At 73.1% G+C, this 13,933-nt stretch carries 10 protein-coding genes and 2 pseudogenes; 5 read left to right on the forward strand and 7 right to left on the reverse strand.

Annotated features, from left to right (window positions below):
• Positions 1 to 81: 81 nt before the first annotated feature.
• Positions 82 to 516 (reverse strand): annotated as a pseudogene (locus tag ACF1B9_RS19640) (alkanesulfonate monooxygenase); the annotation flags it as partial.
• 1 nt (position 517) lies between these two features.
• On the reverse strand, positions 518 to 2,044 hold the full coding sequence (locus tag ACF1B9_RS19645) for a PucR family transcriptional regulator (RefSeq protein ID WP_391740293.1): 1,527 nt from the start codon (positions 2,042 to 2,044) through the stop codon (positions 518 to 520).
• A gap of 88 nt (positions 2,045 to 2,132) precedes the next feature.
• Here ACF1B9_RS19645 and ACF1B9_RS19650 point away from each other — a divergent pair, with 88 nt between their 5' ends.
• The 5 genes from ACF1B9_RS19650 to ACF1B9_RS19670 all read left to right on the forward strand — a co-directional run bounded on the left by ACF1B9_RS19650 (position 2,133) and on the right by ACF1B9_RS19670 (position 8,817).
• On the forward strand, positions 2,133 to 3,236 hold the full coding sequence (locus tag ACF1B9_RS19650; protein ID WP_391740292.1) for a DUF917 domain-containing protein: 1,104 nt from the start codon (positions 2,133 to 2,135) through the stop codon (positions 3,234 to 3,236).
• On the forward strand, positions 3,233 to 4,573 hold the full coding sequence (locus ACF1B9_RS19655) for a hydantoinase/oxoprolinase N-terminal domain-containing protein (protein WP_391740291.1): 1,341 nt from the start codon (positions 3,233 to 3,235) through the stop codon (positions 4,571 to 4,573). The genes ACF1B9_RS19650 and ACF1B9_RS19655 overlap by 4 nt, the downstream gene beginning before the upstream one ends.
• A gap of 96 nt (positions 4,574 to 4,669) precedes the next feature.
• The gene (locus tag ACF1B9_RS19660) at positions 4,670 to 6,106 is read left to right on the forward strand and encodes a purine-cytosine permease family protein (protein ID WP_391740290.1); all 1,437 of its coding nucleotides are present in this window, start codon (positions 4,670 to 4,672) and stop codon (positions 6,104 to 6,106) included.
• A gap of 49 nt (positions 6,107 to 6,155) precedes the next feature.
• The gene (locus ACF1B9_RS19665) at positions 6,156 to 7,751 is read left to right on the forward strand and encodes a hydantoinase/oxoprolinase N-terminal domain-containing protein (RefSeq protein ID WP_391740289.1); all 1,596 of its coding nucleotides are present in this window, start codon (positions 6,156 to 6,158) and stop codon (positions 7,749 to 7,751) included.
• Entirely contained in the window at positions 7,744 to 8,817 is a 1,074-nt protein-coding gene (locus ACF1B9_RS19670; RefSeq protein ID WP_391740288.1) for a DUF917 domain-containing protein, read from the forward strand. Before ACF1B9_RS19665 ends, ACF1B9_RS19670 begins: the two co-directional genes overlap by 8 nt.
• Before the next feature lie 91 nt (positions 8,818 to 8,908).
• Here ACF1B9_RS19670 and ACF1B9_RS19675 read toward each other — a convergent pair whose 3' ends face one another.
• From ACF1B9_RS19675 to ACF1B9_RS19695, 5 genes and pseudogenes are all read right to left on the reverse strand, one after another.
• The gene (locus ACF1B9_RS19675; protein WP_391740287.1) at positions 8,909 to 9,352 is read right to left on the reverse strand and encodes an SPW repeat protein; all 444 of its coding nucleotides are present in this window, start codon (positions 9,350 to 9,352) and stop codon (positions 8,909 to 8,911) included.
• Positions 9,353 to 9,658: 306 nt separating this feature from the next.
• Positions 9,659 to 11,287, reverse strand: coding sequence for a molybdopterin-dependent oxidoreductase (locus ACF1B9_RS19680; RefSeq protein WP_391740286.1), 1,629 nt, complete (start codon positions 11,285 to 11,287; stop codon positions 9,659 to 9,661).
• 299 nt (positions 11,288 to 11,586) lie between these two features.
• Positions 11,587 to 12,951, reverse strand: a complete 1,365-nt coding sequence (locus ACF1B9_RS19685) for a cryptochrome/photolyase family protein (protein ID WP_391740285.1) — start codon at positions 12,949 to 12,951, stop codon at positions 11,587 to 11,589.
• A gap of 55 nt (positions 12,952 to 13,006) precedes the next feature.
• Positions 13,007 to 13,270 (reverse strand): annotated as a pseudogene (locus ACF1B9_RS19690) (zf-HC2 domain-containing protein); the annotation flags it as partial.
• Positions 13,267 to 13,851, reverse strand: coding sequence for a sigma-70 family RNA polymerase sigma factor (locus tag ACF1B9_RS19695; protein ID WP_391740284.1), 585 nt, complete (start codon positions 13,849 to 13,851; stop codon positions 13,267 to 13,269). The pseudogene ACF1B9_RS19690 and the gene ACF1B9_RS19695, both read right to left, overlap by 4 nt.
• Positions 13,852 to 13,933 lie beyond the last annotated feature (82 nt).

Here is a 13,933-nt window from a genome sequence, read left to right on the forward strand (position 1 = left end):
GCCCTTCCCCGCCGGGCGAGCCGGAGCGGCGGGGGCGCCGGGCGGGGGTGGGCTTCACCGGGCCGCCCGGCACCGCCGGTACTACGCGGCTGTATGGGCCGCGTCCCGCTTCGTCACTTCCTCGCGGACGATCGGGATGACGCGCCGTCCGAAGTCGATGGCGTCGTCCAGCAGGTCGTAGCCACGGGCGGACAGGATCTCCACGCCCAGGTCGTAGTAGTCGAGCAGGGCCTGCGCGACCGTCTCAGGGGTGCCCACCAGGGCCGTCGAGTTGCCGGCCCCGCCGGTTTCCGCCGCGGTCGGTGTCCACAGCGCCCGGTCGTGGCGCTCCCCCTCGGCGGCCACTGCCAGAGGCCGTCGGGAGCCGGCGTTCTTCGGGCTGTTCCACGGGTGGCGGCGGTTCGGCGGCGCGCCGGCCTTGCGGGCCTTGATCCGTGCCAGCGTTCGGTGCGCCGCGTCAACCGGTTCTGGCGTCGACGGCCCGGTACGCCCGGCGGCGTTCGGGGCATCGCGGAGGTCAGGGCCCGGCGGCCGGTGGTGCGGACGGCTCGGCGGGGCGCGTGGACAGGCCCGCGCGACAGGCCAGTTGGAGTGCGAGACGGACATCCGGCTCGTTCAGATCGGCGCCCGTGAGCTGCACGATCCTGCGGATGCGGGCACCGACCGCGTTCCGGTGCAGATGCAGGGCCTGTGCCGCTCGGGCGGGCGAGTTGTTGTGGTCCAGGTACCCCTGGAGTGTGCGCAGCAGTGGCTCGGCACGCTCCGGACCCAACGCCAGGACCGGGGCGAGGAGTTCGGCCACCGCCTCGCGCGCCGTGTCCGAGGCGTACCACTCCAGCAGCATGCGGTCGAGGCCCACCGCGTCATGCGCGGCCACCGCCGCCCCCGCGCCGCGCGGTACGACCGCGCGGGCCTCACGGGCGGAGGTGCGGATACCCAGCGGGCCCCGGTGCGGTGAGCCCACACCGCATCTGAGCCCGGCCTCCGGACGCAGTCCGGCCAGCCGGTCCACCACGCGCCGGGCACGGGCCACAGTGGCGTGCCGCCCGTCCGCCCCCGGATCGGCGGGCCAGGTGCTCAGCAGGACGAGGGCGTCGTCGACCAGGGCGGCGTTCCACTGAACGGTGTCCGTGGACGGGGAAGCGGGCGTGCCGGGAGGCGGCGTCGGCCGGTCCCAGGTCCGCAGCAGGGTCAGTGCCTGGGACATCACCGCGTCCAGGGTCCTCGGCCGGTCCGTCGCGTCGAGGCCGTTCGCCTCCACCCGCAGCGCGATGTGCCAGCCGTCCACGGGCAGCGCGAGCGCCCGGCCCCGGGCGGCCAGCCGGGCGGCCTGGTCCTGCGGCGCCACGAGCAGCTCGGCCAGCAGTCGGCCACGGGAACGCACAGGGACGTCGCCGTGGCCGCCGCCCGCCGCGGCGAGGGCCGCCAGCGCGAGCACGGAACGCACCGCCACTCCCGCGTGACCGGGGCGGGCCGGGGCCGCGAGCCGGATCTCGCCGTCCGGGCCCGCGGCGGTGGCACCCTCCTCGCCCGGACCCGCTGTCCGCAGCTCCACCGGTACGCCGAGGGCGCGGGCCGCCGCCGCGGCCACCCGGTCCGGGTCGCCCGCGACCGTCGTCACCTCCCGCGCCGCGGCGGCGACCCGGGCCAGCGCGTCGGCCGCGGACCCGGCCACCGCCCGTTCCACGGCCACCACGAGCGCGGCGAGATCCCCCTCCGCGTACAGCACCGCGACGCGGCCCCGCTCGGCGAGCGCCCGTGCCGTGGCCGTCACCTCGGCGGGCAGACCGTGGGGTGTCTCCGTCACGCCGGTCAGCACCAGCGCGGCGGCCCCGGCCGCCGCCGCGTCCCGCACCGCCACGTCCAGCAGATGCCCCGGCACCGGCGTCAACAGCACGGCGATCGTCCCGGTGGGCATGGCGGCGAGCCGGTCCGGGCGCGCCTCCAGACGCACCCCCGTGACCTCCGTCGCGTCGAGCGGACCCACCAGCGGGCGGACCTCGTCGAGTCCGGGGGAGGAGAGGAGTTCCAGGATGCTCGGCATGCGTCCAGTGTGCCGGAAGCACATCGTCCCGTTCAATCATGGGCTGCTGGCCCATTCGAGAGGTGTTCCGTCTCCCTACGCTGGATTCATGAACGTGGACGCCGGAGCACTCGCCGACTTCGCGCGGGGCTGTGCCGTCCTGGGATCAGGGGGCGGCGGACCCGCCGATGTGACCCTTCCCGTCGCCGGACAGGCGATCGAGGAGTGCGGTCCGGTGCCGGTCGTCGACCCGGCCACGCTGCCCGCGGACGCGCTCGTCATGCCCATCGGGCTGGTGGGGTCGCCCGCGGTCGCCGCCGAGCGGATCGGCGGCCGGGAGGAACCCGCACGCCTGCGCGCCCGCTTCGAGGCGCTGCACGGTGCGCCGGTGGCCGCGGTGATGAGCAGCGAGATCGGCGGCCTCAACGGCTGTGTGGCCGTCGCCTGGGCGGCCCGGCTCGGTCTGCCGCTGCTCGACGCCGACTCGATGGGGCGCGCCTTTCCCCGCATGGACCAGAACGTCCTGGAACTCGCCGGGCTGCGCCCGGGACCGGCCGTCCTCGCCGACGAACACGGCCACACCGTCGTCATCGACGAGGTGGACGGCGCGCACCTCGAACGGTTCGCCCGCGCCGCCGTCGTCGCCTTCGGCGGGCGTGCCGCCTCCACCGACTACCCCCTCACCGCCGGGCAGGCGGCCCGGTACGCCGTCGCCGGATCGGTCACGCGCGCACTCGCCCTCGGCCGCGGTGAGGGGCCTGCCCCGCTGCTCACCGGCAAGGTCTCCTCGGTCCGCAGATACGCCACCGAGGACGCCGACGGCGACGACGCGACGGGCGTCCTGCTGGAGGGCGCGGGCCCCGACGCGGGACGGCTGGTGCTCGTCGAGTGCCGCAGCGAATTCGTCGCGGCCCTGGAGGACGGCACACCGCTCGCCGTCGTGCCGGACGTGATCGCCCTCGTCGACGTACGGACGGGCTGGGCCGTTCCGGTCGAGGAGGTCCGCTACGGTCTGCGCGTCCATCTCGTCACGATGTCCTCCGCCCCGGCCTGGTACACGCCGAGCGGCCTGCGCCTGGCGGGCCCGTCCGCCTTCGGCCTCGCGGGCCTCGGGGCCGACGGAGGGGCCGATGGTTCCCCGGGACCCCGTGGACGTGTGCGGGACGGTTCTTCGAGCACCGACGGCCGCCCGTCGCTGGGAGGCACGCCGTGATCCTCGGAGTGGATGTCGGACCCACCAACACCGATGCCGTCCTGCTCGACGGCGACCGGGCGGTACGGGCCGTCAAGGTGCCCTCGATCCCCGGCGACGCCGTAGGGTCGCTCGCCGCCGCCGTCGGTGCGCTGCCCGCCGAACCGCGCCGCCGTGCCACCCAGCTCGCGGTGGGTCTGCGGGTCGCCGCCCGCGCGGTGCGGGAGCGGGACGGACTGGCCCGGGTCGGAGTGCTGCGCGTCGGAGGCGCCGCCGCCGACGCCGTGCGGCCGTTGTTCGGCTGGCCCGAGGCGCTGCGCGACGCCGTGTGCGCCGGCACCGCGAACGTCGCGGGCGGCGGGGGCCTCGCACCGCGTGACACCACACCGCTCGACCGCGACGCCGTCGCCCGGTTCGGCGCCGCGCTCGCGGGCCGTGCCGAGGCCTTCGCCGTCACCGCCGTGTTCTCGCCCGTCGACGGCAGCCAGGAGCGGGAGGCCGCGGAGATCCTGCGCGCCGAGACGGGCCCGGAGACGACCGTTCTGCTCTCCAGCGACGTCGGCACCCTCGACCTGCTGGCCCGCGAGAACGCCACGGTCCTCGACGCGGCGCTGTCCGTGCTCGTGGCGCGGGTCGCCGACGAACTGACCGCCACTCTGCCGGGCCTCGGCCTCGCCCCCGGCGCCGCCGTCCTCGTCACCCGCAGCGACGGCACGCTGATGAGCCTGGAGTATCTGCGCCGCCAGCCCGGACTCAGCCTGGGCAGCGGCCCGGCCTGCACCATCCGCGGCGCCGGGCTCCTGGCCGGACTCCGCGACGCCGTGGTCGCCGACATCGGTGAACTCCGCGCCCGGGTCGGCGCCCTGACCGGCGGCTACCCGCAGGAAGCCGGTCCCGGCGAGCGCATCGGCGGCGTCCCGGTCGCCCTGCGCTTCCCCGACCTGATCACCGTGGGCGCCGGCGCACACCGCGAACTGGCCGAGGCAGCCGACCGGATGCGCCCCTCGGCCGGCCTGCTCCCGCTGATCCTGGTCGGCGGCGGCGCGGGCGGCGTGCCCGGCCGCGCCCTGACCGGATTCGACGTCGTACGGCCCGAACACGGCGGCGTCGCCGGGGCGTTCGGCGCGGCGGCCAGCCCGGTCGGCGGGCAGTACGACCGCATCGTCCGCCGGGGCCCCGGCCGTCGCCTCGACGCCGTACGCGACGAGGTACGGGACCTGGCCCGCGCCGGTGCCGTACGGGCCGGGGCCGATCCCCGGCGCGTGCACACCCACGCGGAACCGGACCTGCCGGTGCCCTATCTGCCGGGTGCGGTGCTCCTTCGCGCACGAGCCGCAGGACCGCCACTCCCGCTCTGAACCCCGCTCCCCATCCCCGATTTCTCCCCTTCGGAGCAGCCCGGTGCCGTGCTGCTGCGCCCTCCTGCCCGCCCCGCCCACCCGAGGACCGTCCCCATGACCCAGCAGTTCGATGTGCAACCACAGCCATCCGTACGCCGGCAGCCGGAGCGACAGGAGTCGCAGGCGGACGACGACTACCCGCTGGAGCGGGTGCCGCGCGCGGCCCGCTACTCCTGGTTCAACGTCGCCGTGCAGCGTTTCGGCCAGCTCTCCGACCTGACCCAGTTCCTGCTGGGCGCCGCGCTCGGCGCCGGACTCTCCTTCTGGGGCGCGTTCTGGGCGTTCACGCTCGGCTCGGTGATCCTGGAGATCGTCTGCATCTTCGTCGGTATCGCCGGTATGCGGGAGGGCCTGTCCACCTCGATGCTGGTCCGCTGGACCGGCTTCGGACGTTACGGCTCCACCCTCATCGGACTCGTCATCGCGGTCAGCCTCTTCGGCTGGTTCGGTGTCCAGACGGCCGTGTTCGCGGCCGGACTGCACTCCATCGTCCCCGCGCTGCCCGTCTGGGCGTGGTGCCTGATCTGCGGACTCGGGGTCACCGCGCTCGTGCTGCGCGGCTTCCGCGCCATGGGCTGGACCGCGTTCGTCACCGTCCCCGCCTTCCTGGGCCTGGCGGGCTGGGCGATGACGGTCGAGTTCTCCCGGCACAACATCGGCGATCTGGTGGCGTCCGCGCCGTTCGGCGCCCACATGTCCATCGCCACCGGCGCGACGATAGTCGCCGGCTCGTACATCGTCGGCGCCGTCACCACCCCCGACATGACCCGCTTCAACCGCAACACCGGCGATGTCGTCAAGCAGACCGTCGTCGGCATCAGCCTCGGCGAGTACGTCCTGGGCCTCGGCGGTGTGCTGCTCGCCTACGCGGTGAAGTCCTCCGACCTGATCGCCATCATCACGTCCTCCTCCGGCGTCATCGGCGTCATCGTCCTGGTCTCCGCCACCGTGAAGATAAACAACTGGAATCTGTACTCGTCCTCGCTCGGCCTGATCGGCGCCGTCGAGGCGCTCTTCAAGGTCCGGCTGAACCGGGTCGGTACGACCGTCACGATCGGTGTGCTCGGCAGCCTCGCCGCCGCGGCCGGAATCCTGGACCGCTTCACCGACTTCCTGACGGTGCTCGGCGTCCTCACCCCGCCGGTCGCCGGGATCATGGTCGCCGAGTACTTCGTGGTGAAGAAGTGGCGCCCGCAGCTCGACGCGTCCCGCTCCCTCGGACGGCTGCCCGAGACGGAACCCGGCTGGGTTCCGGCCACGATCGTCCTGTGGGCCGCCGCATCCCTGTTCGGCTGGCTCGGCGACCACTACCAGTGGTGGGGGATTCCGGCGCTCGACTCCCTGCTGCTGGCCGGGCTCGGCTATGTCGTCCTCGGCAAGCTCGGCCTGGTGCGTGGCGCCCGGGAACTGCCGTTCGACCAGCCCGCACGCCCTGCCGCGGCGATCGAGGCGGAAGCGGGCATGGCCTGGTCGTCGAAGGCCACCGCCTGACCCGTACGCCTCACCTGAAACCTCACCCCCTACGAAAGACGGACACACCATGCGCATCGGAATCGACGTCGGAGGCACCAACACCGACGCCGCCCTCCTGGAGGACGACGACCGCATCATCGCGACCGCGAAGACCCCCACCACCTCCGACATCACCTCCGGCGTCACCGCGGCGATCCGGGCGCTCGACCCGCCGATGGACTCCGTCGACGCCGTCATGATCGGCACCACCCACTTCCTCAATGCCCTGATCGAGGGCGCCCGCCTCGCACCCGTCGCCGCCGTACGCCTCGGCCTGCCCGCGACAGCCGCTCTGCCGCCGATGACCGACTGGCCCGAGCGCCAGCGGGCGGCCGTCGGCGGACACGGCTACCTCTGCCACGGTGGACGGGAGTTCGACGGGCGGCCGTTGTCGCCGCTCGACCCGGAGGAACTGAAGCGCATCGCCGCCGACATCGCCGCGCGCGGACTGACCTCGGTGGCCGTCTCGTCCGTGTTCTCCCCGGTCGCCGAGGACGACGAGCGCCAGGCCGCCGAGATCCTCGGTGCGGAGCTGGGACCCGGCGTCCACTTCTCGCTCTCGCACGAACTGGGCAGGGTCGGGCTGCTGGCCCGGGAGAACGCCACGATCATCAACGCGGCCCTGCGGGACCTGGCGACCGCGATCGTGGAGTCCTTCGCCAAGTCGCTCGCCGAGGTCTCGCTGACCGCCCCGTTCTTCCTGTCGCAGAACGACGGCACCCTGATGGACGTGGACTTCGCCCGCGCCTACCCGGTGGCGACCTTCGCCTCCGGGCCCACCAACTCGATGCGCGGCGCCGCGTTCCTCTCCGGTCTCGGCGACTGCGCGGTCGTGGACGTCGGCGGTACGACGGCGGACGTCGGCATACTGGCCGGCGGCTTCCCGCGCGAGGCGGCGGGCGAGAGCGAGGCCGCGGGCATCCGCACCAACTTCCGTATCCCCGATGTCCTCTCGCTCGGCATCGGTGGCGGATCCCTGGTGGCGGCCGACGGCGAGACGGGCCCCCGCTCGGTCGGCTTCCGGCTCACCGAGGAGGCGCTCGTCTTCGGCGGCAGCACCCTGACGGCGACCGATCTCGCGGTCGCGGCGGGACGCGCCGACATCGGCGACCGCTCGCGTGTGGCCCACCTGGACCGTGAGTTCACCGCCCGCGCCCTCGACCGGATCGCCGAGCGGCTGGCCGAGACCGTCGACCGGATGCGCACCTCGGCGGGGCCGCTGCCGGTCGTCGCGGTGGGCGGCGGCAGCGTACTGGTGCCCTCGGTGCTGCCCGGCTTCGACGATGTGCGCCGCCCCGGCCACTTCGGCGTCGCCAACGCCGTGGGCGCCGCCATCGCCCAGGTCGGCGGAGAGGTGGACCGGGTCTTCCAGGTCCCCGAGGGGCGTCGGGACTCCGTACTCGCCGAGGCCCGCGAGGAGGCCGTGGCGCGGGCCGAGAGCGCGGGCGCCAGGCCCGGCACGGTCCGCATCGTCGACGTGGAGGAGGTGCCGCTCGCCTATCTGCCGGGCGGCGCGACCCGCATCAGGGTCAAGGCGGTCGGGGACCTCGACCTGAACGGCATCGGCAGCACCCACGCCCCGGCCGGGGCGCGCGACACCCGTGGAGCAGCGTCACATGCGTGAGATCAACCTCGACAATCTGGACGACATCGCCCGCGGCGCGGGCATCCTCGGCACCGGCGGGGGCGGCGACCCGTACATCGGCAAGCTGCTGGCGCGGGAGGCCATCCGTGCATACGGCCCGGTCCGGCTCGTCGCCTTCGACGAGGTGCCGGCCGACGCGACCGTCGTACCCGTCTCGGGCATGGGTGCGCCGACGGTGCTGCTGGAACGCGTCCCGGCCGGCGGCGAGGAAGTCGCGGCGCTGCGGGCCCTGGAGAAGCACATCGGCCGCTCCGCCACCCACATCGCCCCGATCGAGGTCGGTGGTGTCAACTCCATGCTCCCCATCGCCTGCGCCGCCGAGGCGGGGCTGCCGCTGGTCGACGGCGATGCCATGGGCCGTGCGTTTCCCGAGGCGCAGATGGTGCTGCCCGGCCTGATCGGAGTGGCCAACACGCCGATGGCGCTCGCCGACGACAAGGGCAACAGCATCATCGTCGACGCCGTCTCCAACCACGCCGCCGAGCGCATCGCCCGAGCCGTCTGCGTGGAGCTCGGCTGTCAGATCTCCAGCGCCGACACCGTGATGCGGGGGGACCAGCTCGCCGACGGTCTCGTCCCCGCCACGATGACGCTCGCCGAACGTCTCGGCGCGGCCGTCCGCGAGGCGCGTGCGGCACACGCCGACCCGGTGGGCGCGGCCCGTGCCATGCTGTCCGGCACCCATCTGCTGACCGGCAAGGTCGTCTACGTCAGCCGCCGCACCCAGGGCGGTTTCGCCCGGGGCGGTGCCCGTATCGAGGGCATCGGTGACGAGGCGGGCCGGGTCCTGGAACTCGGTTTCCAGAACGAGCACCTGCTCGCCACCCGCGACGGCGAGACGGTCGCCACCACGCCCGACCTCATCTGCGTGCTGGACACCGACACCGGTGACCCGGTGACGACGGAGGGCCTGCGCTACGGCCTGCGTGTCAGCGTCCTCGCGGCCCCCTGCGACCCGCGCTGGACCACCCCGGGCGGTCTGGCCCTCGCCGGGCCGCGGTACTTCGGGTACGACGTGGACTACCTCCCGTTCCGGCAGGCCTGACCACCCATGGACCCGGGCATCTGACCGGCGTCACCGTTCCCGTCCGCCGACGGCCGGTCCGCTCCACGCGGACCGGCCGGGGCGCCTTGTCTCAGACCGTCTTCCTGCCGGTCTTCATCGATGCGCCCACGCAGACCAGACCCAGCAGCACGGTCAGTCCGCCGATGATGACGTTGTTGAGGATGACGCCGAGGCCCGGGCCACTGCCGACGACCCACGTCGAGGCGATGATCCAGGCACCGATCGCGCAGATCGCCCAGCTCAGGCCGTACATCCGCTCCGGCATGACGGTGAACCCGAGGCCCAGCGCCGCGATCGCGATACCCATGATCAGGTTGTGCGCCACGAGTGTGGGCTGAGTTGCCGTGAAGTGGAGCACCCAGGGCGAGATGGCGCAGTACAGACCGATGAGGAACACCGGTGCGTCCACGAGGGCCACGTCACGGCCACCGAGCATTCGGGCATAGCGGTCGCGCATTTCGGAAACATCGGGGTGACTGGCCATGTCACGGCCGGTGTGCGAGAGGTTCGACATGAGGTTCGTCTCCTTCGCTCGTGCAGACCCGAATTCCGTTCCGTGCGCTGCGTGGCCTGCATGTCCATTCTGCGCTTATCTCACCCTTATGTGTAGATTCAAGGTGCGTGGATGTCCGTCGAATCCGCAACGGGCGGGCCCGAGTCCAGCCACGGATCACCGCTCATCAGGACGGACTCGGTCTGCAGGCCGATGTCCTTCGGCTCACCCGCCGCCCATCGGCGGAACCGCGCGGGGCCGCCGGTCGTGCGGACGTGGTGAGCCGTGCTCCGAGGAGCGGTCCGTGCGATCGGTGCGTGCCCCGGCTCAGGGCACGTCGACCACCACCGAGTGCCAGCCGGTCGCACCATCGGGTACGGTGCCGACGCGCTCGCCGGTCTGGGTGGCGCCGGTCCCGTCGGTGGCGCGGACCTCCAAGGTGTGCCGGCCGGAGGTGGCGGGCCACTCCCACACCCACTGACGCCAGGTGTCACGGCTGTCCGCGGTGGCCAGCCGGGCCGTGTGCCAGTTCCCGCCGTCCACCCGGACCTCGACCCGGGAGATGCCCCGGTGCTGGGCCCAGGCGACCCCGGCCACCGGCACGACGCCGGCCTTCGGGGAGGCGAACGGGCGGGGGGTGTCGATCCGTGACTCGGTCTTGATCGGTGCCTGCTGCGACCAGGACTGCTTCACCCAGTAGGCGTCGTAGGCATCGAACGTGGTGAGCTCGATGTCCTTGATCCACTTGCAGGCCGACACGTATCCGTAGAGGCCGGGAACGACCATTCGGACCGGAAAGCCGTGCTCGAAGGGCAACGGCTCGCCGTTCATGCCGAGAGCGAGCATCGCGTCTCGCCCGTCCATGACCGTCTCGACCGGTGTGCCGATCGTCATGCCGTCGACGGAACGCGCCACGATCTGGTCGGCCGGACCGCCCTTCGACGGGGGGCGCACACCGGCCTCGCGCAACAGATCGGCCAGCCGTACACCGATCCACCGGGCGTTGCCGACCAGGGGTCCGCCGACTTCGTTGGACACACACGTGAGCGTGATGTCCCGCTCGATGATCTCGCGGCGCAGCACATCACGGAAGCCGATCTCCAACGGCCGCGCGACACCCGTTCCGTGGATCTTCAGACGCCATTCACCGGCGTCGACCCGGGGTACGACCAGAGCCGTGTCCACCCGGTAGAAGTCCTTGTTCGGGGTGATGAAGGAGCTCAGCCCCCGGATCCTGAGATCGGCGCCCGGCGGGATGGCCGGTGCGGCGGAATCGGGTACCGGGAGGACCAGGTTGTGACGTGAGGCGGCGGCTCCGGCCTGGACGGATGACGTGAGCCGCCGACCCAGGAGTCCCGCGCCCGCCGAGGCCGCCGCCGCCGTGGTCGCCGCGACCACGAAGCCGCGCCGGTCGAAGGTGCCTTGCGGTTCCGCGTCCCTCTCCCCAGCCGCGGGACAAGGACGCGGAACCGGTACGAGCCGTCCGACCAGGAGATGCAGCACTCCTGCGGCCACCACGGCACCCACCACCGAGGGCAGGGCGTCGGCCGGTGCGCCTTCCGGACGCCCCACCGCCGACACGGCCCCGACCAGACCGAAGACCAGGACGGCAGCGGAACCGAGCCGCCGGTGCCGCAGCGCCAGCATTCCGATTCCTGCGGCGAACAGCGCCAGGAGAACCAGAATGCCGAGCTGGAGCACCAGCTTGTCGTCGGTGCCGAAGTTCCTCACGGCGAAGTCCTTCACGGCCGGGGGAGTGCGGTCGATCACCGCACCGCCCACCGCCGTGACCGGTCCTGCCTCGGGACGTACGACAGCCGCGACCAGTTCGGCGACGGCCAGGGCGCAGAACCCGGCGATGAGTCCGCTGAGCGCGGCAAGAGCCGCGCGGGCCCGCCGGGACCGCCCGGACCGTGCGGCCCCGGCCTGCTGCGCATCGTCTCGATCTTCACTCACGAGGGGGATTCGTCGCCGGAAGCCGGACGGATTGGTCCATCACCCGAATGGGCGTGAGTTCCTTCCGGCCGATCCGGCGGACGACCTGTGACGAATCACCACCGGCCGGCATCCGGAAGGCGCCAAAGACGCAGGACTGTCCGACGGATGCGGACGCTGTTCCAGGCGGACGACCCGGGCGGCGGACCACGGAATGCTCACGATCGGCGGACCTGCGGCGTGGCGGACCGTCACCGGGGGACGACACCACCGAGCCGTTCGACGCGGTCGTCATCCGGGTTCGTTCCCCTGCCGCCCTGTCAGTCCAGGTCCCGCGCCCGCTCGAACCGGGCCCGTGCCTCCGCCAGGTCGACGAGCGGATCCGGGTAGTCGATCGCGGCCCGGCGCGGACCGGTCAGTTTCCACGGCTCATGGATCTCGCCGTCCGCCAGCTCGGCGAGCTCCGGCACCCAGCGGCGCACATACGCCCCGCTCGGATCGAACCGCTTGCCCTGGACCACCGGGTTCAGGATCCGGTTGGGGCGGGTGTCGGTGCCGGTACCGGCCATCCACTGCCAGTTGAGCTGGTTGTTCGCCAGGTCCCCGTCGACCAGCAGGTCCAGGAAGTGCCGGGCACCGACCCGCCAGTCCACGTACAGCGTCTTGGTGAGGAAGCTCGCCACCAGCATGCGCCCCCGGTTGTGCATCCAGCCCTCGTGCGCCAGTTGCCGCATCGCCGCGTCGACCACCGGGTAGCCGGTGCGTCCCGTGCGCCAGGCCTCGATCTCGTCCATGTCGGACCGCCAACGGTCGTGCCGTGGACGGTAGTCGTCCCGGGCGGCGTCCGGCCGGGCGGCGAGCACCTGGTGATGGAAGTCCCGCCACGCCAGCTGCCGCACGAACGCGTCGGCGCCCGGCCCGCCCCGCTGCCGCGCCCGGTCGATCACTTCCACCGCCGAGAGAGTGCCGAAGTGGAGATGGGGGGAGAGCCTGGAGGTCGCGTCGCCGGCCAGATCGTCGTGGGCGCTCTCGTAGTCGGCCATGGGGCCGTCCAGCCAGGAGGACAGCAGCCGACGTCCGGTCCTCTCGCCGCCCCTGGCGAGCCCGGGGGAGACCCCGGTCACCTCGGCCCGTTCCGGCAACGGCTCGGACTTCATGCCTTCGGGCAGCCGCACCGTGCGCGGGGCGGCCAGTGTGCCCCGCACCCCCGCCGCCTCCCAACGGCGGAAGTACGGGGTGAACACCGCGTAGTGATCACGGCCCGCCGGGACGATCCGGCCCGGTGCGACCGCGGTGACCACCGCGTCATGGACGTGCAGCGTGCAGCCGATTTCGGTCAGAGCCGCGCGCAGACGCTCCTCACGCCGTAGCGCGTACCCGCTCACCCCGCCCGCGACGTGCAGGCTGCGTGCGCCGGTCTCCGTGACCACGTCGAGGACGCCGGCCACGGCCTCCGCGTCGCGGACGATCAGCCGGCCACCGCGGCGGCGCAACTCCGCGTCGAGATCGGCCAGGCAGTCGGCGAGGAACGCCCGCCGGTTCGGTGCGTCGAAGCCGGTCCGGCGCATGCCCGCGTCCCGCACGAAGAGGGGGACGACACGGTCCGCGTCGCGCAGCGCGGCGTGCAGGACGGGGTTGTCGTGCAGCCGTAGGTCCGAGGTGAACAGCGCCACCGAGACGGTCAAGGCCGAGCACCTCTCAGCGAAGGGTGGGTCGGGCGGTCGGGAAGGTCAGCAGGCTGCCCCCGGTGCGCGACCGCCGGGTGTCCGACGGCGAATCCTGCCGTACGGCCGCGATCTCCCGCAGCACCCGTTCGCGCAGGTCGCGAGGCGGGACCCCGGCCACCGCGAGCCCGAGCCGAACAGCGGTCCCGGACAGCTCCCGTACCTCGGCGGCGCACGCCTGGCAGTCGGCGAGATGCCGTTCGAACTCGTCGCGCTCGGAGTCCGGCAGCGCGTGCAGGGCGTACGCCCCGGTCAGCGTGTGCAGTTCGGCGTGGCTCATGTGCTCACCCCGAGGCAGTCGCGCAGCCGGATCAGTCCGTCGCGCAGGCGTGTCTTGATGGTCCCGAGCGGTACGGAGAGCAACTCCGACACCTCGCGATACGTCAGCCCCCGGTAGTACGCGAGGGTCACGGACTGTCGTTGCAGTTCGGAGAGGGTCCGCATGCAGCGGCGGACCTGCTCGCGCTCCAGTCGGCGCTCGACCTGCTCGGTGACCTCGTCGAAGGCCGGAGTACGGTCCAGCAGCGCGGCCCTGTGCTCGCGGGCCGCCGATGCCTCGGCCGAGCGCACCCGGTCCACGGCCCGACGATGTGCCAGTGTCAGCACCCAGTTCATGGCGCTGCCGCGGGCCCCCCGGAACCGGGGGGCCGTGCGCCACACCTCGACCAGCACCTCCTGCGCGACCTCCTCGGACTGGGCGGGATCGCGCAGCACGCTCCGCACCAGTCCGAGGACCGGCCCGCTGACCGCGTCGTACACCTCGGCGAAGGCGTCCTGGTCACCTCGGGCGACCATCCCCAGAAGCTCCTGGAGATCGGGCCCCGCCGGGGGCGCCCCGCCGATGTACACGGCTTCTTTCACGCGGGCTTCCTCCCTGATTGCGCGTCTGCTCTCCCGGTGATCCGGAGCCGACGGCGGCGCGGATCGGTCGGTGCGCGAGATC

It is taken from the genome of Streptomyces sp. NPDC014727 (assembly GCF_043083485.1).
In the GTDB taxonomy this organism is placed as follows: domain Bacteria; phylum Actinomycetota; class Actinomycetes; order Streptomycetales; family Streptomycetaceae; genus Streptomyces.